At 69.8% G+C, this 19,922-nt stretch carries 16 protein-coding genes and 1 pseudogene; 8 read left to right on the top strand and 9 right to left on the bottom strand.

Annotation, left to right across the window (positions count from 1 at the left end):
• The 5 genes from AB0C36_RS14545 to typA all read right to left on the bottom strand — a co-directional run.
• A partial coding sequence (locus AB0C36_RS14545; protein WP_358353623.1) for an ABC transporter ATP-binding protein occupies positions 1-556 on the bottom strand: 556 nt, incomplete at its 3' end.
• A gap of 40 nt (positions 557-596) precedes the next feature.
• Entirely contained in the window at positions 597-1,535 is a 939-nt protein-coding gene (locus AB0C36_RS14540; protein WP_358353617.1) for an ABC transporter permease, read from the bottom strand.
• Positions 1,528-2,454 (bottom strand): ABC transporter permease, encoded by a 927-nt coding sequence (locus AB0C36_RS14535; RefSeq protein WP_358353615.1) that lies wholly within the window; start codon positions 2,452-2,454, stop codon positions 1,528-1,530. The genes AB0C36_RS14540 and AB0C36_RS14535 overlap by 8 nt, the downstream gene beginning before the upstream one ends.
• A 124-nt stretch (positions 2,455-2,578) precedes the next feature.
• Positions 2,579-4,222: a peptide ABC transporter substrate-binding protein gene (locus tag AB0C36_RS14530; RefSeq protein ID WP_358353613.1), complete on the bottom strand. Its 1,644-nt coding sequence runs from the start codon at positions 4,220-4,222 to the stop codon at positions 2,579-2,581.
• 565 nt (positions 4,223-4,787) lie between these two features.
• Positions 4,788-6,653, bottom strand: coding sequence for a translational GTPase TypA (typA, locus tag AB0C36_RS14525; protein ID WP_358353611.1), 1,866 nt, complete (start codon positions 6,651-6,653; stop codon positions 4,788-4,790).
• 231 nt (positions 6,654-6,884) lie between these two features.
• Between typA and AB0C36_RS14520 the strand changes: the two genes are divergently transcribed.
• The 6 genes and pseudogenes from AB0C36_RS14520 (at position 6,885) to AB0C36_RS14495 (ending at position 13,590) form a co-directional block, all read left to right on the top strand.
• On the top strand, positions 6,885-7,835 hold the full coding sequence (locus AB0C36_RS14520; RefSeq protein WP_358353610.1) for a hypothetical protein: 951 nt from the start codon (positions 6,885-6,887) through the stop codon (positions 7,833-7,835).
• A 94-nt stretch (positions 7,836-7,929) separates the two neighbouring features.
• Positions 7,930-9,147, top strand: a complete 1,218-nt coding sequence (locus AB0C36_RS14515; RefSeq protein WP_358353608.1) for a hypothetical protein — start codon at positions 7,930-7,932, stop codon at positions 9,145-9,147.
• A gap of 393 nt (positions 9,148-9,540) precedes the next feature.
• A complete protein-coding gene (locus AB0C36_RS14510; protein ID WP_358353606.1) occupies positions 9,541-9,846 on the top strand; it encodes an Rv0250c family protein in 306 nt (101 codons plus the stop codon).
• Positions 9,847-9,906: 60 nt separating this feature from the next.
• Positions 9,907-10,701, top strand: a complete 795-nt coding sequence (gene sdhC / locus AB0C36_RS14505; protein ID WP_358353605.1) for a succinate dehydrogenase subunit SdhC — start codon at positions 9,907-9,909, stop codon at positions 10,699-10,701.
• A gap of 61 nt (positions 10,702-10,762) precedes the next feature.
• Positions 10,763-12,658: pseudogene (locus AB0C36_RS14500) on the top strand (fumarate reductase/succinate dehydrogenase flavoprotein subunit); the annotation flags it as partial.
• Between the two features lie 179 nt (positions 12,659-12,837).
• Positions 12,838-13,590 carry a succinate dehydrogenase/fumarate reductase iron-sulfur subunit gene (locus AB0C36_RS14495; protein ID WP_358353603.1) on the top strand — a complete coding sequence of 251 codons (753 nt, stop codon included), beginning with the start codon at positions 12,838-12,840 and terminating at the stop codon, positions 13,588-13,590.
• Between the two features lie 22 nt (positions 13,591-13,612).
• Here the strand turns inward: AB0C36_RS14495 and AB0C36_RS14490 are convergent, their stop codons facing one another.
• Together AB0C36_RS14490 and AB0C36_RS14485 are read right to left on the bottom strand one after the other, a co-directional pair.
• Positions 13,613-16,072 carry a SpoIIE family protein phosphatase gene (locus tag AB0C36_RS14490; RefSeq protein WP_358353602.1) on the bottom strand — a complete coding sequence of 820 codons (2,460 nt, stop codon included), beginning with the start codon at positions 16,070-16,072 and terminating at the stop codon, positions 13,613-13,615.
• 201 nt (positions 16,073-16,273) lie between these two features.
• Positions 16,274-16,711: a (deoxy)nucleoside triphosphate pyrophosphohydrolase gene (locus AB0C36_RS14485; protein ID WP_358353621.1), complete on the bottom strand. Its 438-nt coding sequence runs from the start codon at positions 16,709-16,711 to the stop codon at positions 16,274-16,276.
• 121 nt (positions 16,712-16,832) lie between these two features.
• Here AB0C36_RS14485 and AB0C36_RS14480 point away from each other — a divergent pair, with 121 nt between their 5' ends.
• Both AB0C36_RS14480 and AB0C36_RS14475 read left to right on the top strand, forming a co-directional pair.
• The gene (locus tag AB0C36_RS14480) at positions 16,833-17,132 is read left to right on the top strand and encodes a 4a-hydroxytetrahydrobiopterin dehydratase (RefSeq protein ID WP_358353600.1); all 300 of its coding nucleotides are present in this window, start codon (positions 16,833-16,835) and stop codon (positions 17,130-17,132) included.
• A 164-nt stretch (positions 17,133-17,296) separates the two neighbouring features.
• A complete protein-coding gene (locus tag AB0C36_RS14475; protein ID WP_358353598.1) occupies positions 17,297-17,815 on the top strand; it encodes a hypothetical protein in 519 nt (172 codons plus the stop codon).
• Positions 17,816-18,004: 189 nt separating this feature from the next.
• Here AB0C36_RS14475 and AB0C36_RS14470 read toward each other — a convergent pair whose 3' ends face one another.
• Together AB0C36_RS14470 and AB0C36_RS14465 are read right to left on the bottom strand one after the other, a co-directional pair.
• Positions 18,005-18,400 (bottom strand): hypothetical protein, encoded by a 396-nt coding sequence (locus tag AB0C36_RS14470; RefSeq protein ID WP_358353597.1) that lies wholly within the window; start codon positions 18,398-18,400, stop codon positions 18,005-18,007.
• 268 nt (positions 18,401-18,668) lie between these two features.
• Positions 18,669-19,916 carry a GH12 family glycosyl hydrolase domain-containing protein gene (locus AB0C36_RS14465; protein ID WP_358353596.1) on the bottom strand — a complete coding sequence of 416 codons (1,248 nt, stop codon included), beginning with the start codon at positions 19,914-19,916 and terminating at the stop codon, positions 18,669-18,671.
• Positions 19,917-19,922 lie beyond the last annotated feature (6 nt).

Genomic DNA, 19,922 nt, shown 5'->3' with positions numbered 1-19,922 from the left:
TCGGCTCGTCGGCGATGATCAGGTCCGGCTCCAGGGCCATCGCCATCGCGATCATGATGCGCTGCCGCATGCCGCCGGAGAACTGGTGCGGGAAGTCGTTCACCCGCGCCTTGGCCGCCGGGATCTTCACCAGGTCCATCAGCTCGATGGCCTTGGCCTTGGACTCCTTGCGCGACATCTTGCGGTGCACCCGGAACATTTCGGCCAGCTGGTAGCCGACGGACAGCACCGGGTTCAGCGCGGACAGCGCGTCCTGGAAGATCATCGCGACCTGGCGGCCGCGGATCTTGCGGCGCTCCTCGGCGCCCATCTCCAGGAGGTCGCGCCCCTGGAAGCGGATGGCGCCCCGGGCGATGCGGGCGGGCGGCATGTCGAGGATGCCCATGATGGCCTGGGCGGTCACCGACTTGCCGGAGCCCGACTCGCCCAGCACGGCGAGCGTCTCCCCCGCGTGGACCGCGAACGAGACGCCGTTCACCGCCTTGGCGACCCCGTCGCGGGTGTGGAACTCCACGTGCAGGTCGTCGACTTCGAGCAGCGGGGCATCGGATTTCATCAGCACCGGATCCGTGATGTGGATCGTCACCTCGTCCTCCTCACCGGCTCTTCGGGTCGAGCGCGTCGCGTACCGCGTCGCCCATGAGGATGAAGCTGAGGACCGTGACGCTCAGGAACAGGGACGGGAACAGCAGCGGGTGCGAGGCCAGCAGGAACCGCTCCTGCGCGTCGCTGATCATGAGGCCCCACGAGATGCCCGGGGGCTGGATGCCGACGCCGAGGTACGACAGCGCCGCCTCGGCCGCGATGAACTCGCCGAGGCTGATGGTGACGTACACCAGCACCGGGGCGATGGCGTTGGGCAGGATGTGCCGCACGGTGACGCGGAACGTGCCGCCGCCGAGGGCTCTCGCCGCCACGACGTAGTCGTTGTGCTTGTTCGCGATCACCGCCCCGCGCATCAGCCGGAAGATCTTGGGCCAGGCCAGCGCGGCCATGATCAGGGCCACCGTGAAGGCGTCGCCGGTGTCGAACACCGCGAGGGCCAGGATGGCGCCGAGCATCAGCGGGATCGCGAAGAAGATGTCGGCGAAGCGGGACAGCAGCCCGTCGATCCAGCCGCCCGAGTAGCCGGCGACCAGGCCCAGAGTGCCGCCCACGAGGGTCACCATGATGACCGTCGAGAAGCCGACCACGATCGAGTTGCGCGTCGACCAGATGACCTTCGTGTAGACGTCGCAACCCTGCACGTCGTAGCCGAACCAGTGGGAACTGCTGGGTTCCTTCAGGGAGTTCATCAACTGGCAGGCCCCCGCGTCGCGCGGGTTGTGGTCGGTGAACAGCTGGGGGAACGCCGAGAAGAGCAGCAGGATGAAGATGACGACCGCGGAGCCGATGAACAGCTTGCGGCGGCGCAGGTCGTACCACGCGTCGGTCCACAGGCTGCCGACGCGCTGCCCCATCGCGCCGATCTCGATGTCGGCCGCGGAGACCGCCTCGGTGGACTGGTTCGGGTCGCTCTTCGCGATCTCACTCATACCGGATCCTCGGGTCGAGAACGGCGTACAGCATGTCGACGAGGAGGTTGGCGACGATGTAGATGAGCACGAGCGCCGTGACCATCCCCACCACCACCGGGCGTTCTCGCAGATACACCGACTGGGCCAACTGCCCGCCCACGCCCGGGATGTTGAAGATCCGCTCGGTGATGATCGCGCCGCCCATCAGCGCGCCCAGGTCGGCGCCGAGGAAGGTGATGACGGGGATGAGCGCGTTGCGCACCCCGTGCCGCAGGACCACGCGTTGCTGCGGCAGGCCCTTGGCGACCGCGGTGCGCACGTAGTCGGAGCGCATCGTCTCGACGAGGCTGGTGCGCATGAGTCTCGTGACGTACGCGAGCGACAGCGAGGCGAGGACGTAGCCCGGCAGGATGTACGCCTTGAAGCCGTCCGCCTCGTTGAACGACACCGGCAGGACCTGCCACTCGACACCGACCAGCAGCTGCAGGATGAAGCCGGTCACGAAGGTCGGGATGGAGATCATCATCAGCGTCGCGATGAGGACCAGGTTGTCGAAGAACTTCCCGCGCCGGAGGGCCGCCATGATGCCGGCGACGACGCCGACGGCGGCCTCGATGACGATCGCGGTGAGCGCGAGGTTGATCGTCCAGGGGAAGCGCTCGGCCATGATCTCGCCGACGTCCCGGCCGCGGACCGTGGTGCCGAAGTCGCCTTGCACGATCCCGGTGATGTAGTGCCAGTACTGCACGAGGAACGGGTCGTTGAAGTGGTACTTCTCCCGCAGCATGTCGACCACGACCGGGTCGGAGCGGCGGTCCCCGGCCAGGGCCCTCGCGGGATCCCCCGGCAGCAGGTACACCATGAGGTAGATCAGCAGCGTCGTGCCTATCAGGACGGGTATCGCCTGCAGCAGCCGACGCGCGAGGTAGCGGTACATGAGTTCTCCCGGTGGGGGCCTCGCCCGGACGCGGGGCATGGCCGCGCCCGGGTACGGCGGGGCGGAGCCGGGGGCCCCGTGCGGGACCCCCGGCCGCGTACCGCCGATGCGACGTCGGCTTGCGTTACGAGGCCATCGTCACCAGGTCGAGGCGCATGCGGTTCTGCGCGTCGATCTTGACGTTGGTGACCTGGTCGGTCCACGCGTTCGAGCCCTGGTAGAAGAACACCGGGATGTACGGGAGTTCCTTCAGCAGGATGTCGTCGGCGGCCTGGTAGGCGGCGATGCCCTCCTGGCCCTGCTTGACGTCCGCGGCCGCGAGCGCCGCCTCGAACCGCTCGTTGACGTAACCGCCGTAGTTCGAGCCGTTCTCGATCGCGATCTTGCTGAAGATCGGGCGCAGGTAGTTCTCGATCGACGGGTAGTCCATCGACCACGCCATGCGGAAGCCGCCGCTGTACTGCTTGTCGCCCAGCGCGTCCAGGATGGCCCCGAACTTCTCGAACGGCCGCGGCGTGACCTCGATGCCGAGGTTCTGCTTGAGCATGTTGACCACGGACTCGATCCAGTCCTTGTGGCCGCCGTCCGCGTTGTAGCCGAGCTCCAGCTTGTTGCCGGGCAGCCCGCCGGCCGCGGTGTAGAGCTCCTTGGCCTTGGTCGGGTTGAACGTGCACGCCTCACCGCACGCGCCCTTGCGGTAGCCCGGGATGATCGGGCTGACGAAGTCGTCCGCCGGGGGACGCGTACCGCTGAAGATCGCCTTGTTGAGCGCCTCGCGGTCGATGGCCATCGAGATCGCCTTGCGCAGCTCGGGCTTGGCGAAGGCGGGGTTGGTGGCTATCGGGAAGCCGATGTAGCCGACCGCGGACTCGGGCTTGTTGGAGGTGCGGCCCGGGAAGTCCTTCTCGACCGTGCCCATCGCGGAGACCGGGAGCTTGTCGGTGATCTGGATGGCCTTGGCGCGCAGGTCGTTGTACGCGGTGTCCAGCTTCTCGTAGATCTTGAAGGTCACCGCGTCGAGCATGGCGTCGCCGTCGCGGTCGGGGAAGTTGTCGTACCGCTTCACCTTGATGTGCTGGTTGTGCTCCCACTTGCCGTCCATCATGAACGGACCGTTGCCGATGGGCTCTTCGTCGAACTTCTTCGGGTCGGCGAAGAACGCCTTGGGCATCGGGTAGTAGGCGTTGTAGCCCAGCATCGTCGGGAACTGCGCGAACGGCACCTTGAGGGTCACCTTGAAGGTCGTGTCGTCGACGACCTCAAGTCCCTTCAACTTGTCGCCGGTCGGCTCCTTGCCCTCGCCGGGGGCCAGGTCCTGGGATCCCTCGATCTTGTCGAAGAACGGCAGCGCCTCCTGCGCGTTCTTCTGGTTCGCACCGTAGTTCCACGAGTCCACGAACGAACTGGCGGTCACCTTCTCGCCGTTGTGGAACGTGTAGTCCGGATGGATCTTGATCGTCCAGACCTTGTTGTCGGTGCTCTCGATCGACTGGGCGACCCGGTTCTGCGGGACGTTGGTCTCGATGTCGTAGTCCACGAGCCCGGCGAAGAGCGCGTTGAGGACCTCCGCACCCTCGCTCTCCGCGGTGTTCGTGGGTACGAGGCCGTGCTGCGGCTCGCCGAGCTGGACCGCGATCGACCCGCCCTTCTTGCCGCCTCCCGACTGGGACGCCCCCGGGCTGCCGGGCGGGGTCTTGGGATCGTCGTCATCGGTGCTGCACGCGGTCGCCGCCAAGGCCAACACGGCCACCGCAGCTCCGATTTTCACGCGCGTAGATCCACGCACGGTCTGCCTCCTCGAAGTTCTTCGGACAGGAAGGGGGAGGGAGATTGCACAGGTGCGGACCGGCTTGATCGATTTCCCGGTGTGGGCAGGAAATGATCATGCCGGCGCCCGAGCGTCGTACGGGGAACGGACAGCGAATTCGGACTCGGGCGCAAGCGCAACTATCCGACGCCCAATGATCTACATCCAGGCTTGGACTGTTGCATTTCAGTTAAGCCTGCTCGCGATATTCCGTTGAAATGGCTATCCATCGGGACGAATTGCCTGCCAACCAAACGGAACGGTCTCCCGCTGAACGGACCCGGGTGTTCGATCAGCGCGCTCCCGGCTGATCAACTATGCGCGTGGACTGCGCAGTTCGCCGCGATTGCCCGGTAAAACGCCGATGGCCCACAGTCCAGACTGTGGGCCATCGGTTGGGGCTTTTCGCGCAATTGAATTCGATCTTGCCGATGAATTCGATCTTGTCGGACCCCGGGCCGGGCCGCGGACCGCCGAACGGTCGGCCGGCGGCCGGGCCCGGAATTCGATCGAGAACTCTTTTCGGTCAGGAGCGCTTCGCCCGGGACGCGGCGCGGGCGCGCTCCTGCTGGTTGAGCACCACCTTGCGGATGCGCACGGTCTCCGGCGTCACCTCGACGCACTCGTCCTCGCGGCAGAACTCCAGGGCCTGCTCCAGCGAGAGCTTGCGCGGCGGGATCAGCTTCTCCGTCTCGTCCGCGGTGGACGAGCGCATGTTGGTGAGCTTCTTCTCCTTGGTGATGTTGACGTCCATGTCGTCGGAGCGGCTGTTCTCGCCGACGATCATGCCCTCGTACACCTCGATGGTCGGCTCGATGAACAGCGTGCCGCGCTCCTGGAGGTTGGTCATCGCGAACGCCGTCACGACACCCGAACGGTCGGCCACCAGCGAGCCGTTGTTGCGGGTGCGCAGCTCGCCGACCCACGGCTCGTAGCCCTCGTGGATGCTGTGCGCGATGCCGGTGCCGCGGGTCTCGGTCAGGAACTCCGTACGGAAGCCGATGAGGCCGCGCGCCGGGACGACGAACTCCATGCGGATCCAACCGGTTCCGTGGTTCGTCATGGTCTCCATGCGGCCCTTGCGGGTCGCCAGGAGCTGGGTGATCGCGCCGAGGTACTCCTCGGGCGAGTCGATGGTCAGGCGCTCGAAGGGCTCGTGCACCTTGCCGTTGATCTCCTTGGTGACCACCTGCGGCTTGCCGACGGTCAGCTCGAAGCCCTCGCGGCGCATCTGCTCGACCAGGATCGCCAGCGCGAGTTCGCCGCGGCCCTGGACCTCCCAGGCGTCCGGGCGCTCGGTCGGCAGGACGCGCATCGACACGTTGCCGACGAGCTCCTTGTCGAGGCGGTCCTTCACCAGGCGCGCGGTGACCTTGTGGCCCTTGCCGCCCTTGCCGACCAGCGGCGAGGTGTTGGTGCCGATCGTCATCGAGATCGCGGGCTCGTCCACCGTGATGAGGGGCAGCGGGCGCGGGTCCTCGGCGTCGGCGATGGTGTCGCCGATCATGATGTCCGGGATACCGGCGATCGCGATGATGTCGCCGGGGCCGGCCTCCTCGGCGGGCTTGCGCTCCAGCGCGTCCGTCATCAGCAGCTCGGTGATGCGCACCTTCTCCATGCTGCCGTCGTGCCGGCACCACGTGGTCGTCTGGCCCTTGCGGATCGTGCCGTTGTGCACGCGGCACAGCGCGATGCGGCCCAGGAAGTTCGACGCGTCGAGGTTGGTGACGTGCGCCTGGAGCGGGTGGCCCTCCTCGTACGTCGGGGCCGGGATGGTGTCCAGGATGGTCTGGAAGAACGGCTGGAGGTTGTCGTTGTCCGGCGTGACGCCGTTCTCCGGCCGGTTCAGGGACGCCATGCCGTCCCGCGCGCACGCGTAGACGATGGGGAACTCGATCTGGTCCTCGGTCGCGTCGAGGTCCATGAACAGCTCGTACGTCTCGTCGACGACCTCGGAGATACGCGAGTCCGGCCGGTCGACCTTGTTGATGCACAGGATGACGGGCATCTTCGCGGACAGCGCCTTGCGCAGCACGAAGCGCGTCTGCGGCAGCGGGCCCTCGGACGCGTCGACCAGCAGCACCACACCGTCCACCATCGACAGGCCGCGCTCGACCTCGCCGCCGAAGTCGGCGTGGCCGGGGGTGTCGATGATGTTGATGGTGATCGGGTCCCCGCCGTCCTTGGGGTGGTACTTCACGGCGGTGTTCTTCGCGAGGATCGTGATGCCCTTCTCGCGCTCCAGGTCGTTGGAGTCCATGACCCGGTCGTCCACGTGCTGGTGCGCGCTGAACGCACCGGCCTGCTTGAGCATGGCGTCGACGAGGGTGGTCTTGCCGTGGTCGACGTGGGCGACGATGGCGACGTTGCGGATGTCGTTGCGCGTGGGCATGCGGGTATGCGCTTCCGTTGGGCTCGGGACGTCGCATCCGGTCAGCATGTCTACGTCCGGTTCCGCCGGATATGCCGGGATGCAAGCCGGGCCGGTCCGCCGCGGCACCTCCCATGGTACGGGGCAACGCTGATCACGTCCGGTCACGTCCGGCCCGCGGACCCCCGACGGCGCGCGCCCCGGGGCACGCGGATCGACGGGCGACGCCCGGGTCGGGGCACAATCGACGGTGTGAGCGAATCCTTCAGCGAGCGGATGCGGCGGCGCTGGTCGGCGCGGCGGGGCGACGGCGGCGGCGACCCCTGGGGCCCGGGCGGCGCCTTCGGCGCCGATTCCGCGGGCTCCGGCGGTACGGGCGGCGTCGCGGGCGGTCGCCGCGGCGGCCCGGGGAACCCCTTCGGCAGCCCCTTCGGTGGCCCCGGATCGGACGGCCCGGGGGCGGACGCCTCGGGGCCCGACGCCGCCGGTTTCGACTCCCCCGGGCTCGACGACCCGCCGCCGGCTCCGGCCGAGAGCGAGACGACGGCCCGGGCGCGCATGATGCACGAGCGGCTGACGGAGGCGTACGCCGTCGGGGACGTCCGGACCGTGACGCAGATCGCCGACCTGATGCCGGAGGGCCCGGAGGCCGAGCCGTACCGCACGTACGCGCAGGTCCTCGCCGCCGAGGCGCAGGCCGACGACGCGCGGGCCGCGCAGCTCGCCCAGACGTACCTGAACCGCCTGCACTCCGGCCACCCCGACTGGGAGACCGCGCGCAGCCTCTTCGGCGAGGTCATGGTGCAGGCGCTTGTCATGGGCACCGTCCCGATGGCCGGCAACCTCACCGCCGCCGAGCAGGCCCTCGCCGCACCGGCCGATTACTACGTGCACCAGTCCGGCATGCTGCTGAAGTACGCCGGCGAAGAGGAGACGCACCCGCTCCTCCTGGTCCTGCACGGCGACGCCCGGAAGGGCGTGCGCAGTGCGGAGCAGGCGGTCCGCGCGGAGAAGAAGGGCACCCCGGCGGGCCACGCGGACGCCCTCTGCGTCCTCGCCCTCGCACTGACCGCCGCCGGCGACATCACCACGGCCCGCCAGGCCCTCGCCGACGCCGAGCGCATCCTCCCCGGCCGCCCCCGCATCACCGCCACCCGCAACCGCATCGAGTCCAGCCCGGCCGCGACCCTGCACGAGGAGTAGGTCAGGCCGGTCCTGTCGGGCGGGCGCGTCGGGCGCGATTGCGATTCGGCAACACGGGCACGCGTGTTCGACGAAGTGCGGATCATGCGTGCGCATGACCTCCGAAAACCCGTCACCCGCTTCCGGGACGGCCGCACCGGTCCCGGAAGCCGTCGACAAGCAGCGTGATGCCCTCGGCTTCTTCGCCCGTTGGGTGATCATGTCGGCCGCGTTTCTGATCGGCTCGCAAGCGCTCGACTGGGACATGACCGACGCCTGGTGGGCCTTGGGCTCGATGGCCGTCACGTGGCACTTGCTCTTCGCGTTGGCCCCCGCGCTCCGCGCACTTTGGTCCTATGCGGTCGGGCTCCGGCCCGAGAGTGTGGATCTCGGCGCCGGGCCGCTGGTGTCGGCGCACGAGCGCGGACAACTCCTTGTACTGCGACGAAAGTTGCCGGTTCGGATCCGCATCCGGCACCGCATGGACCTGACGACGAGGGCGCGGCGGGTACGGCTCTGGGCGGCGAGTTGGCTGGCTCTGACGACCGTCGCCGCGGGTGCCTGGGCGGCGTGGGCCGCGGGCGGCCCTCTCGGCGTGGGTGCCTCGTTCGCGTGTGCCTTGGCCGTCCTGACGGCGCTCGGCGATCTTCGGACCGGCGGCCTGGGCCACCTGTTGCTTCGCGTGCCGTTCCTTCCGACCTCGGCGCTGCCGCGCATCGACCCTGCGGACGAAGACGTTCGCCTCGCGCACGCCGTCGCGCTGGGCCGGTGGGACGAGGTGCGGGCCGCGGTGGCCGGGGAAGGCGGGCACACGGCCGCCACGGTGAACCGCGCGGCGGCCGAGCTGGCCGTCGCCGAGTGCCGGTACGCCGAAGCCGCCGACCTGGCCCGGCAGGGGATGCAGGCCGCGGAAGAGCCGACCGCGCGCAGCCTGTCGGCTCAGCAGCTGGTGCGGGCCGTCTATTACGCGCACGAGGCCGCGTCGGCCGGCCACGGCACCGGGCCGATGCCGGACATCGACGGTCTCGCTGTCTGCCTCGCCGAGGCGGTCGCCGCGATCCGGGCGGTTCCGAGCATGGCCGTGGTCAGCGATGCCGCCGGGCTCGTCGCCGTCGTCCGGCGGGATTCGGAGAGTGCGCTCCGGATGGCCGCGGCAGTGGCCGCGTACGCGAACGGTCCAATTGCCGCCGCGCATCACTGCTGCACGATCGCGCGCGCCTATGCGGCGCAGAACCGTCCCAAGGACGCAGCTCGGGCGTTGGAGCGCGCCCGGGAGCACGCGCCCGGACTCGCCCGTATCGGCGTGGTCGGGGAACTGATCTTGAATTCCTGACCGTCTTTTCTTGATCATCTCTGTCCGACCGACCGTTCGTGATCATGAATACCCGATCACGCATTCATGATCACCAATTGCCGGTCTCCGGGTCGCCGGGTGCCCTTTCGTCCCTCGTGCGGGGGAAATCGGCGGGTGACCGGGAAAAAGATCGGGATAGCACTTTCCAATCTTTCCCGGATCGCGCCACACTTCCGAGGTTCGCACCGCGTGCCGGGCCGACTGTGTGTCCGGGCTGCGCGCGCATGCGTCCCGCCTGCACGAAAAGCACGTCCGGCACGCCAATGCACGTCACGCACGTCACGCACGTCACGCACGATGAGCACGTCCGCAACACCGACCAACCGGTCCCCCGACGGCGCGGGGCCGGCGACCAGGGGGTGAGCGCGCGACATGACGACGACCGTGGACTACGACCTGACCCGCGCACAGCGCAAGCTCGACGAACTCGACCGCGTACTGCGGTCGGTGCGCGGACGGTTGGGGAACACGCTCGACATACGCCGGGTCTGCGGCGACGTCGAGCGACTGCGCGATTCGCTCGCGCTGCTGTGCGAACACGCCCCGGACGACCGGCATCCCGGGCCGCCGAGCCCGCGTGCCGAGCTCGAACCGCTGCCCGAAGTGCCCTACGATCCCTCGCTGTTCGCGGACGCGGACGACGAAGGGATCGGCGGCATGCGGCCGCAGCGGCCTTAGCCGTACGCCACGCGCACCACCCGTACCCAGGGAACACGCAGCCGAGAAGGGCACCCACGAATGGCCACCGGCACCGCCGCGCCCGGCAGGGCGCAGATCCAGGAACGGCATCTCCGCACGGACCGCTGGTGGCTGGGCTCGGCCGTCACGGTCACGATCCTGGTCGCGTTCATCATCTACTCGACCTGGCGTGCGTTCGCGAACGACGACTACTTCGCGGAACCGTACGTCTCGCCGTTCTACTCGCCCTGCCTGTCGACCAACTGCGACAGCATGCCGATGAGCGCCAACGCGCCGCTCTTCGGCGACTGGTGGTCGCTCTCCCCCGCGCTGATCATCCTGATCTTCCCGCTCGGCTTCCGGATGACCTGCTACTACTACCGCAAGGCGTACTACCGGGGCTTCTGGGCGTCGCCGTCCGCGTGCGCCGTCCCCGAACCGCGCTCGAAGTACAGCGGCGAGACGAAGTTCCCGCTGATCATCCAGAACTCGCACCGGTACTTCCTGTACTTCGCGGTGGTGGTCGCCGGGATCCTGACCTGGGACGTGATCATCGCCTTCCGGGACGAGCACGGCGCGTGGGGGCACATGGGCCTCGGGACGCTGGTGCTGCTGGCCAACGTGCTGCTGATTTGGGCGTACACGCTCTCCTGCCACTCGTGCCGGCACATCATCGGCGGGCGGCTGAAGAACTTCTCCAAGCACCCGGTCCGCTACCGCTACTGGCAGTTGGTGAGCCGGCTCAACACCAAGCACATGCAGCTCGCCTGGGCCTCGCTGTTCAGCGTCGCGCTCGCCGACCTGTACGTGTACTTCGTCGCGTCCGGCGCGTTCGACGACCCGCGCTTCTTCTAGTCGCACGCTCGATCCCAGGCTCACGTTCCAGGCTCAAGTCCCAGGAAAGGCACCGAGCTTCATGTCCGAAGTTGAACGGCACAGCTACGACGTCGTCGTCATCGGGGCGGGCGGCGCCGGGCTTCGCGCGGCCATCGAGGCGCGCTCGCGGGGAATGCGTACCGCCGTGGTGTGCAAGTCGCTGTTCGGCAAGGCCCACACGGTCATGGCCGAAGGCGGCATCGCCGCGTCGATGGGCAACGTGAACAGCAATGACAACTGGCAGGTGCACTTCCGCGACACCATGCGCGGCGGCAAGTTCCTGAACCACTGGCGGATGGCCGAACTGCACGCGCAGGAGGCCCCGGACCGCGTGTGGGAACTGGAGACGTGGGGCGCGCTGTTCGACCGCACCAAGGACGGCCGCATCAGCCAGCGCAACTTCGGCGGCCACGAGTACCCGCGGCTGGCGCACGTCGGCGACCGCACCGGCCTGGAGCTGATCCGCACCCTCCAACAGAAGATCGTCGCGCTCCAGCAGGAGGACGAGGCGGAGTTCGGCGATCCGGAGGCCCGGCTCAAGGTCTTCCAGGAGGTCACCGTCACGCGGCTGCTGACCGTGCCGGACGCCGGTTCCGAGGAGGGCAACCGGGTCACCGGCGCGTTCGGCTACTGGCGCGAGTCCGGCCGGTTCGTGGTCTTCGACGCGCCGGCGATCGTGCTGGCCACCGGCGGCATCGGCAAGTCCTTCAAGGTGACCTCCAATTCGTGGGAGTACACCGGCGACGGCCAGGCGCTCGCGCTGCTGGCCGGGGCGTCCCTCATCAACATGGAGTTCGTGCAGTTCCACCCGACCGGCATGGTCTGGCCGCCCAGCGTCAAGGGCATCCTCGTCACCGAGTCGGTGCGCGGTGACGGCGGGGTGCTGCGCAACTCCGAGGGCAAGCGGTTCATGTTCGACTACATCCCGGACGTGTTCAAGGAGAAGTACGCGCAGTCCGAGGCCGAGGGCGACCGCTGGTACGACGACCCGGACAACAACCGCCGGCCACCCGAGCTGCTGCCGCGCGACGAAGTCGCCCGCGCCATCAACTCCGAGGTCAAGGCCGGCCGCGGTACGCCGCACGGCGGCGTGTTCCTGGACGTCTCGACGCGCCTGCCCGCCGACGAGATCCGCCGTCGACTGCCGTCCATGCACCACCAGTTCAAGGAGCTGGCTGACGTCGACATCACCGCCGAACCGATGGAGGTCGGCCCGACCTGCCACTACGTCATGGGCGGCATCGAGGTCGACCCGGACACCGCCGCGACGCCGGGCGTACTCGGCCTGTACGCGGCGGGCGAGGTCGCCGGCGGCATGCACGGCAGCAACCGGCTCGGCGGTAACTCGCTGTCGGACCTGCTGGTCTTCGGCCGCCGCGCCGGCCTGTACGCGGCCGAGTACGTCGCCGAACTCGGTGACGCACGGCGCGACTTGGACCAGGACCAGATCGACGCGGCAGCCGCCGAGGCGGTGGCGCCGTTCAACAACGAGGGTGCCGAGAACCCGTACTCGGTGCACCAGGAGCTCCAGCAGACCATGAACGACCTCGTCGGCATCATCCGGCGCGAGGGCGAGATGGCCGAGGCCCTGGGCCGCCTGGAGGAGTTGCGGGCCCGCGCCGAGAAGGCGGGGGTCGAGGGCCACCGGCAGTACAACCCCGGCTGGCACCTCGCCATCGATCTGCGCAACATGCTGCTGGTGTCGGAGTGCATCGCCAAGGCGGCGCTGGAGCGCCAGGAGAGCCGCGGCGGGCACACGCGCGAGGACCACCCGGCGATGTCCGCGGAATGGCGCAAGGTCGTCCTGGCCTGCACGCTCGCGGCCGACGGCGGCCACGTGGACCTGGTACGCCGCACCCCCGAGCCGATGCGCGGCGACCTGCTCGCGCTGTTCGAGCTGGACGAGCTGAAGAAGTACCTGACGGACGCGGAACTGCCGGGCGGGCCGGCGGAAGCCGCGGAGACGGTGGAATCCGCCGGAACCGCGGAGACTGCCGAAACCGCGGAGGCTCTCGAAACCGCGGACACCGCGGAGACGCCGGGCCCCGCGAAGCCGGCGGACGTCGCACAGACCCCGGAGACCGCGGACACGGCCTCGGACGAGGAGAAGGACTGATGTCGTACAAGGCCAACTTCCGCGTGTGGCGCGGTGACGTGGACAGCGGTGAGCTGCGCGACTACACGGTCGAGGTGAACGAGGGCGAGGTCGTCCTCGACATCATCCACCGCCTCCAGGCCACCCAGACCCCGGACCTCGCGGTGCGCTGGAACTGCAAGGCCGGCAAGTGCGGTTCGTGCAGTGCCGAGATCAACGGCCGGCCCCGCCTGCTGTGCATGACGCGCATGAGCACCTTCACGCCGGAAGAGACCATCACCGTGACGCCGATGCGGACTTTCCCGGTCGTCCGCGACCTGGTGACGGACGTGTCGTTCAACTACGCCAAGGCGCGGCAGATCCCGTCGTTCACCCCGCCGCCGGAGCTGAAGGCCGGCGAGTACCGCATGCAGCAGGTGGACGTCGAGCGCTCGCAGGAGTTCCGCAAGTGCATCGAGTGCTATCTGTGCCAGAACACCTGCCACGTGATCCGTGACTTCGAGGACAACAAGCCCGCGTTCTCCGGGCCCCGCTACCTCATGCGGATCGCCGAGCTGGACATGCACCCGCTGGACGTCGCGGACCGCCAGAAGGCCGCGCAGGACGAACACGGGCTCGGCTACTGCAATATCACCAAGTGCTGCACGGATGTGTGCCCGGAGCACATCAAGATCACCGACAACGCGCTGATCCCGATGAAGGAGCGCGTCGCGGACCGGAAGTACGACCCGCTGGTCTGGCTCGGCAACAAGATCCGCCGCCGCGGCAACTGACGCGCCGGCGCTACTCCCGGCGCTACTCCCCGGTGGGGAGCTGGAGTTCGAACCACACGATCTTCCCGTGGCCCGCCCTCCGGCTCCCCCACCGCTCCGCGAGCGTGGTGACCAGCTGCATGCCGCGGCCGCCCTCGTCGGTGTCGCGGGCCTCGCGCAGCCGGGGCAGGCTGGGTACGGCGTCCGCGACCTCGCACAGCAGGTTCCGGCCGCGCAGCAGCCGCAGCCGGATCGGACCCGCGCCGTACCGCAGGGCGTTCGTCACCAGCTCGCTGACCAGCAGCTCGGCGATGTCGACCAGGATCTCCAGGTCCCAGTCGTGCAGGGTCTTGCGGGTCAGCTCGCGGGCCCGGGCGACGACCGGCGGTTCGGCGGGCAGCCACCACGACGCGACCGCGTCCTCCGGCAGCGCGTCGAGGCGGGCCATGAGCAACGCCACGTCGTCGAAGCCCAGTTCCTTGTGCAGCGAGGAGATGACGGCGTCCGACGCCTCCTCCAGCGGTCCCCGGTGCTCGGCGATGGCGTCGCAGAGCAGGCCGATGCCGGTGTCGAGGTCCCGCTCGCGCGTCTCGACCAGGCCGTCGGTGTAGAGCACCAGCAGGCTGCCCGGCTCGACCTGCAACTCCTTCTGCTCGAACGGCACTCCGCCGACACCCAGCACGGCACCCGAGGGCGGGTCGACCGGTACGGGGACGCCGCCCGGCGGTACCAGGACCGGCGGCAGATGCCCGGCGCTGGCGAACTCGCAGGTGCGGGCCACCGGGTCGTACACGACGTACACGCAGGTGGCGTAGTGCAGTTCGCCGAGGCTCGCGACGATGTCGTCGAGATGGCCCATGACTTCGGAAGGCGGCAGGTCGAGGCCCGCGAGCGTGCGTACCGCGGTGCGCAGCTGCCCCATCACGGCCGCGGCGTGCACACCGTGGCCCATCACGTCGCCGACGACCAGGCCGATGCGCCCGCCGGAGAGCGGGAGTACGTCGAACCAGTCGCCGCCCACCTCGGTCACCAGGCTGCCCGGCAGATAGCGGTGCGCGACCTCGATGCCGGGGATGTCCGGCAGGTCCTGCGGCAGCAGGCTGCGCTGCAGCATCACGGCCGTCTCGCGCTGCCGGTGGTAGAGCCGCGCGTTGTCCACCGACACGGCCGCGCGGGCACCCAGCTCGGTGGCGAGCGTGAGGTCGTCGGGGTCGAACGCCGGACGGCCCTCGCCCCGGCCGAGCAGCAGGGTGCCCAGCACGATGCCGCGGGCGCTGAGCGGCACCACCATCAGCGTGTGCAGGCCGAGCACCCGGGCGGACTCGGCGCGGCCGGTGTCGCGGATCAGCTCCTCGTACATCTCGTCCTGGATGTTCTGCACCAGGTACGAGCCGCCGCTGCGCAGGCAGCGCCCGAAGGTCGAGTCGGCCGAGTACACCAGCCGCGAACCCTGTTCCAGGAGTTCGTCGGTGTAGCGGCCGGGCCGGGCGCCGCGTGAGGCGACGCGGTACATGACCGTGCTGTCGCCGTGTGCGCCGGGCGGGATCTCGTCGCCGACCATGACGGCTTCCAGCAGGTCGACGGCGGCCAGGTCGGCGAAGCCGGGCACGACGGACGCGGCCAGTTCCTCGGCGATGCGGGGGATGTCGAGGGTCGCGCCGATGCGGGTGCCGGCCTCGTTGAGCAGCGCGAGGCGCTTGCGGGCGGCGTCCACCTTGACCATGGCGTAGTGCCGCTCGGTGACGTCGATCAGCGAGCAGCTGATGCCGAGGATCTTGCCGCCCTGGGCCTGGAGGCGGTTGTACGACATCGACCAGACCGTGCGCGGTCCGCCGTCCAGCGGGATCGGTCCGAAGATGCGCGAGTCGACGACCGGCTCGCCGGTGTCGAGGACACGCTGCTGGATGGTGCGTACCCGGGCGGTGTCGATGCCGGGCATGATGTCGTCGATCGTGCGGCCGAGGTGGTCCGCGACGGCCACGCCGTCCATGGCGGCCAGCGCCTCGTTCGCGGCGACATAGCGCAGTTCGGTGTCGAAGATGCCCACGCCGATCGGCGACTGGTCGAACAGCGCCTCGCGCATCGCGAGGTCGGCCTCGACGCGGTGCAGGGCGTCGGCCTCGACCGAGGTGATGAGGATCGACCGGTTGCCGGCGGCGTCGGTGACGAAGGCCGAGCGCGACTCGAACTCGCCGATGCTCCCGTCGGCGCGCCGCATGCGGTACGTGCCGCCGGCCAGCTCGGCGTCCGCGATCTCCTGCTCGATGCGGTCGCGGTCCGCCTCGGTCAGCGGCGGGACGAGGAGGTCGCCGGCCCAGCGGCCCAGGATGTCGTCGCGGCGGTAGCCGAACAGCTTCTCGGCGGAGCGGCTCCACATGGTGATGAGGCCCTGCGCGTCCAGCACCCAGGTGGCGCTCGGGACGAGGTCGTACAGGGTTCCGGGCGCCACGGAATTGGGGGTGGTGCCCCCCGGTGGCCGCCCGGCGCTCTGACCCTGCTCCATGGACCGCGGATCCTTCACGTCGCTGCTATTAGGTGCCGTTTCCCCGATTCGCGGCTTTTTCAAGCCTTTGCCCTGTGTTCCGAACTGAAGCCGAATGACCGAGTTTGTCACGGCCCACGGGATTAGTCGGAATTTGTGAAGTTGTGAAGATGTGCAGTTGTGGAGTTCTGAAGTTGTGCGGTCGTGCGGTTCGACAGCCGGTCAGCCTGCCGGTGTGGCGGCCATCAGGCGCGCCACGACCGCGACGGCGTCCCGGTCCTGCGGCAGCCAGGCCACGTCCCCCAACTCGTGGGGGGCGAGCCAGCGCAGCTCCGAGTGGTCCTCCAGCGGGCGGGGTTCGCCGTCCAGCAGGTCGGCCTGCCACAGGTGCAGGACGTATCCGGGATTGAGGGGCCAGGCACCGGGCAGGCGCCGCACGGCGCGCACCGTGACGCCCAGTTCCTCGTGGCATTCGCGGACCAGCGCGTCGGCCTCGGCCTCGCCCGGCTCCAGCTTGCCGCCGGGGAACTCCCAGCCGCCCGCGAGGTGCGGGGGTGCGGAGCGCCGGGCGGCGAGGACGCGTCCGGCGTGCAGGATCGCGGCCCCGACGACGATGACGAGGTCGTCCTCGGGCTGCGGTGTCGCCTCCGACCGGTCCATGCCGGACCACTTTACGGCGTTCGAGGGGTGGTACGGGCGTACGAGGGAAGACGCGGACCGCTCGGCCGCGCCCCCGTGTCGGCCCTTGACGCGCGCGCACGCGGGGAGCAGCCTCCGGAGCATGCCGCAAATCCTGGACGAAGCCGCCGTACTCGCCGCCCTCTCGGGCCTGGACAACTGGACGGGAGACTTCAAGCAAATCCGCCGGACGCTCACCGCGCCGGACTTCCCGACCGCGATCCGGATCGTGGACGTGATCGCGGTCGCCGCCGAGGACATGAACCACCACCCCGACATCGACATCCGGTGGCGCACCCTGCACATCGCGCTGAGCACGCACGATGCGGGCGGCGTCACCTCCTTGGACGTCGAGTTGGCGGCCGACATCGACGCCATCGCCCGGCAGCACGGCGCGAAGTAGCGGCTGGGCGCCGGTCGGCAGGGGGTGGGGCCCGGGTGTCAGCGGGCTCCGGCGCGTCGGCGGGCCGGGGCAGGCGCCGCCATACATACTTTTCGGAGAATTCGGATAATCGCGACATGACGCAGGTATCCGACTCGCTCCGAGAGTGATGGAGAGACGCCGCCGTGCCGCACCCCCACCGCTTCCGCCGCGCCCTCGCCGCAGTGCTCCTGGCCGCCGTCCCCCTCGCCCTCGCGGGCTGCGGGGCGGGCAAAAAGGCCGAGACGCTGGAGATCCGCCCCGACACCCCGGCCGCCTCGCTCGGGCCGCTGCTGATCCAGAACGTCGTGCTGCTGACCGGGCCGCTCGGCGGCGGCGGGCCGCTGGCGGTGACCGGCTCCATCTACAACGGCGGCGGAGCCCCCGACCAGATCCAGCGGATCTCGGTGAACGAGCTCCCGCTCCCGGCCGAGATCACCCCGGCCCCGAACCACCCCGAACTGCGGGTGCTGCCGAAGCAGACGCTGCAACTCGGTGGTCCGGGCAACACGACGGCGGTCGTCCCGAACGCGGCGGACCTGGTCCGTTCGGGCGACACGCGGCGCGTCACCTTCACGTTCGCCCGCGAAGGCGAGACCACGCTGTGGGTCCCGGTCCTCCCGGCGCGCAGCTACTACGCGGGGTACGGACCGCTGGCCTCGTAGCCGGCGTGGTCGGGCGCGGCGGGATCCGGCACGACCAGATCCGGCTGGGCGGGGCCCGGCGTGCGGCCGGGCCCGGCGGCGCCTGCCTCGGCGGCCCGGCTCGGCCTCGTCGGCCGTCGGGGTGAAGGCATCGGCCGGGACGCGGACGCCTGACTCCGGCGTCACGCCTTCCCATTCGGCCACTGCCCCTTACGCCCACACCGCCCAGCGGTACGCCGCCTCCGCCTGCTCCGTGAACATCCGCGTGACCAGGGTGATGACGGGCAGGCGCTCGGGGTGCGGACCACCCGTCGCGGCGTATTCGTCCGCCCGCGCGCGGCTCTGCCCGACCCAGTCGGCGGCGTCCGCGCGCATGCGGGCGAGGGTCCAGCGCATGTCGCCCAGTTCGCCCTGATCGCGCAACGCGACGCGCAGCAGGTCGCCTTCCCGGCGGTCGGGGTCTCGCGCTCGTGCGCGAGCCAGGCGCGCAGGACGGTCCGGCCCGCCTCGGTGACGGCGTACACGGTCCGCGGGCGCTTGCCGGTGATACTCCTTACGGGCGTCCGCGAGCCCGTCGGCGACCAGGCGCTTGGGCTCCTCGTACACGGCGCTGACGGACCGCGACGCCGGCAAGACACTCCGGCCCGGAGTATGTTGCCGGCGCCAGATACTCCGAGCCGGAGTATCCGCGTTTCGATCCCGGGGGTCCCATGCCCGGACACATCGGCTTCTCGCACGTCACACTGTCCGTCACCGATTGCGACGCCGGCGCTCGCTGGTACGCCGAGGTCCTCGACGTCACCGACCTCGCCCCGCTCTCCAGCTCGAACTCTTCAGCCAGGGCGGCCGAGCCGGCCGGCGCGGCCGGGCCCGGTCAGCGGGGCGGGTACCACGTCTGCGCCGCCCCGCGTTCGCACGTCTGGACGCGCGGCACCGACGACCGGTTCGGGGCCGGGTCCCCGGCGGCGAGGCACTTGCCCGAGGCCTCGCCCACCAGCGAATCGTCCGGTCCCGCCTGCCACTGCTGGGTGGTGGCCTCCGTGCATTTCGCGAGGAACACCGCGCCGTTGCGTCCGGCCTCCAGGCATCTGCCGTCCTGGACCAGCGTGTTCCGGTCGGTCGTCCACTCCTGCGCGGGTGACGCGTCGCAGGTGGCGACGACCGGGGTCCGGCCGTCCACCGGAGCCGCGAGGCACATGCCGGGCAGTCCCGACGTGACGGCGCCGCGCGGCAGGCCGACCGCGGCGTCGAACGAGAAGGACTCGGTGCGCAGCCCGACGCCGCCGTCCCAGACCTCGAAACCGGCCTGCACGGAGCACAGTTCGGAGTCCTTGGGGACGTACCCGCGCTGGACGGCGTCGAGGGCGAACGCCCGCAGGTCGAGGTCCCGGACCGCCTGCGTGGGGTCGTCCAACTGGTACACGATCACCGTGTGACTGCTCTTCTTGGGCAGTTGGTACACCGTGTACGAAACGCCCGCGATCCGCACGGGGTCGTCGACCTTCTCCCCCGACGGCTCCTTGCCCCGGCTGTCGATCCAGATCATCAGCTCGGCGCTGGCGGTGAACGAGCACTCGCCGTGGACCGGACTGAACCACAGGTCGTACGCCGCGTTCCAGGTGCCCGAGTCGACCGTCGCGGTGGTCCAACTGCTCACGGCGTACCGCAGGTTGTCGACGCGGATGGGCAGAATGCCGCCGTTCAGCGGGGTGGTGATGTGCGCGTACGCCCCCGGGCCGCGGTCCGGGTCGACCACCGTCCGCCCGTTGACCCCGCTCTGGCTGATCCGGAAGTCCGTGCCGCCGTCCGAACGGATGCACAGTCCGCCGACCGCGTTCCACTCGTTCGGGTTCACCTGGTAGCGCCCGCCGGCGACCTCGCGGGCCGGGTGCCGGTTCACTTCACCCGAGCACAACTCGTCCGTTCCCGGCACCACTTGCGCGATGGGCGCGGGCGGGCGCTCCTGCGCGGCGGCCGCCCGCTGCAAGTCGTCCATGAAGCGCGGCGGCATGAGCATCCAGGCGCCGAGCAACGCGGCCACCACCAACAGGGCCGCAGCCGCGGTGAGCACCGGGTGGCTGCGGGCCGTGGAACGCAGTCGCGTGATCTCCCCCGCCCTCATCAGCAC

It is taken from the genome of Streptodolium elevatio (assembly GCF_040649515.1).
GTDB classification, from domain to species: Bacteria; Actinomycetota; Actinomycetes; order Streptomycetales; family Streptomycetaceae; genus Yinghuangia; species Yinghuangia elevatio.
The sequence above is the reverse complement of the archived record's forward strand: the minus strand, read 5'-3'. Positions and strand labels throughout refer to the sequence as shown.

Bases quoted from the DNA above. Each gene is read 5' to 3' on its own strand.
- AB0C36_RS14535 (WP_358353615.1), bottom strand. From the start codon at position 2,454: ATGTACCGCTACCTCGCGCGTCGGCTGCTGCAGGCGATACCCGTCCTG.
- AB0C36_RS14465 (WP_358353596.1), bottom strand. From the start codon at position 19,916: ATGAGGGCGGGGGAGATCACGCGACTGCGTTCCACGGCCCGCAGCCAC.
- AB0C36_RS14485 (WP_358353621.1), bottom strand. From the start codon at position 16,711: ATGGACCGGTCGGAGGCGACACCGCAGCCCGAGGACGACCTCGTCATC.
- typA (WP_358353611.1), bottom strand. From the start codon at position 6,653: ATGCCCACGCGCAACGACATCCGCAACGTCGCCATCGTCGCCCACGTC.
- AB0C36_RS14490 (WP_358353602.1), bottom strand. From the start codon at position 16,072: ATGGAGCAGGGTCAGAGCGCCGGGCGGCCACCGGGGGGCACCACCCCC.
- AB0C36_RS14515 (WP_358353608.1), top strand. From the start codon at position 7,930: ATGACCTCCGAAAACCCGTCACCCGCTTCCGGGACGGCCGCACCGGTC.
- AB0C36_RS14510 (WP_358353606.1), top strand. From the start codon at position 9,541: ATGACGACGACCGTGGACTACGACCTGACCCGCGCACAGCGCAAGCTC.
- AB0C36_RS14540 (WP_358353617.1), bottom strand. From the start codon at position 1,535: ATGAGTGAGATCGCGAAGAGCGACCCGAACCAGTCCACCGAGGCGGTC.
- AB0C36_RS14480 (WP_358353600.1), top strand. From the start codon at position 16,833: ATGCCGCAAATCCTGGACGAAGCCGCCGTACTCGCCGCCCTCTCGGGC.
- AB0C36_RS14495 (WP_358353603.1), top strand. From the start codon at position 12,838: ATGTCGTACAAGGCCAACTTCCGCGTGTGGCGCGGTGACGTGGACAGC.
- sdhC (WP_358353605.1), top strand. From the start codon at position 9,907: ATGGCCACCGGCACCGCCGCGCCCGGCAGGGCGCAGATCCAGGAACGG.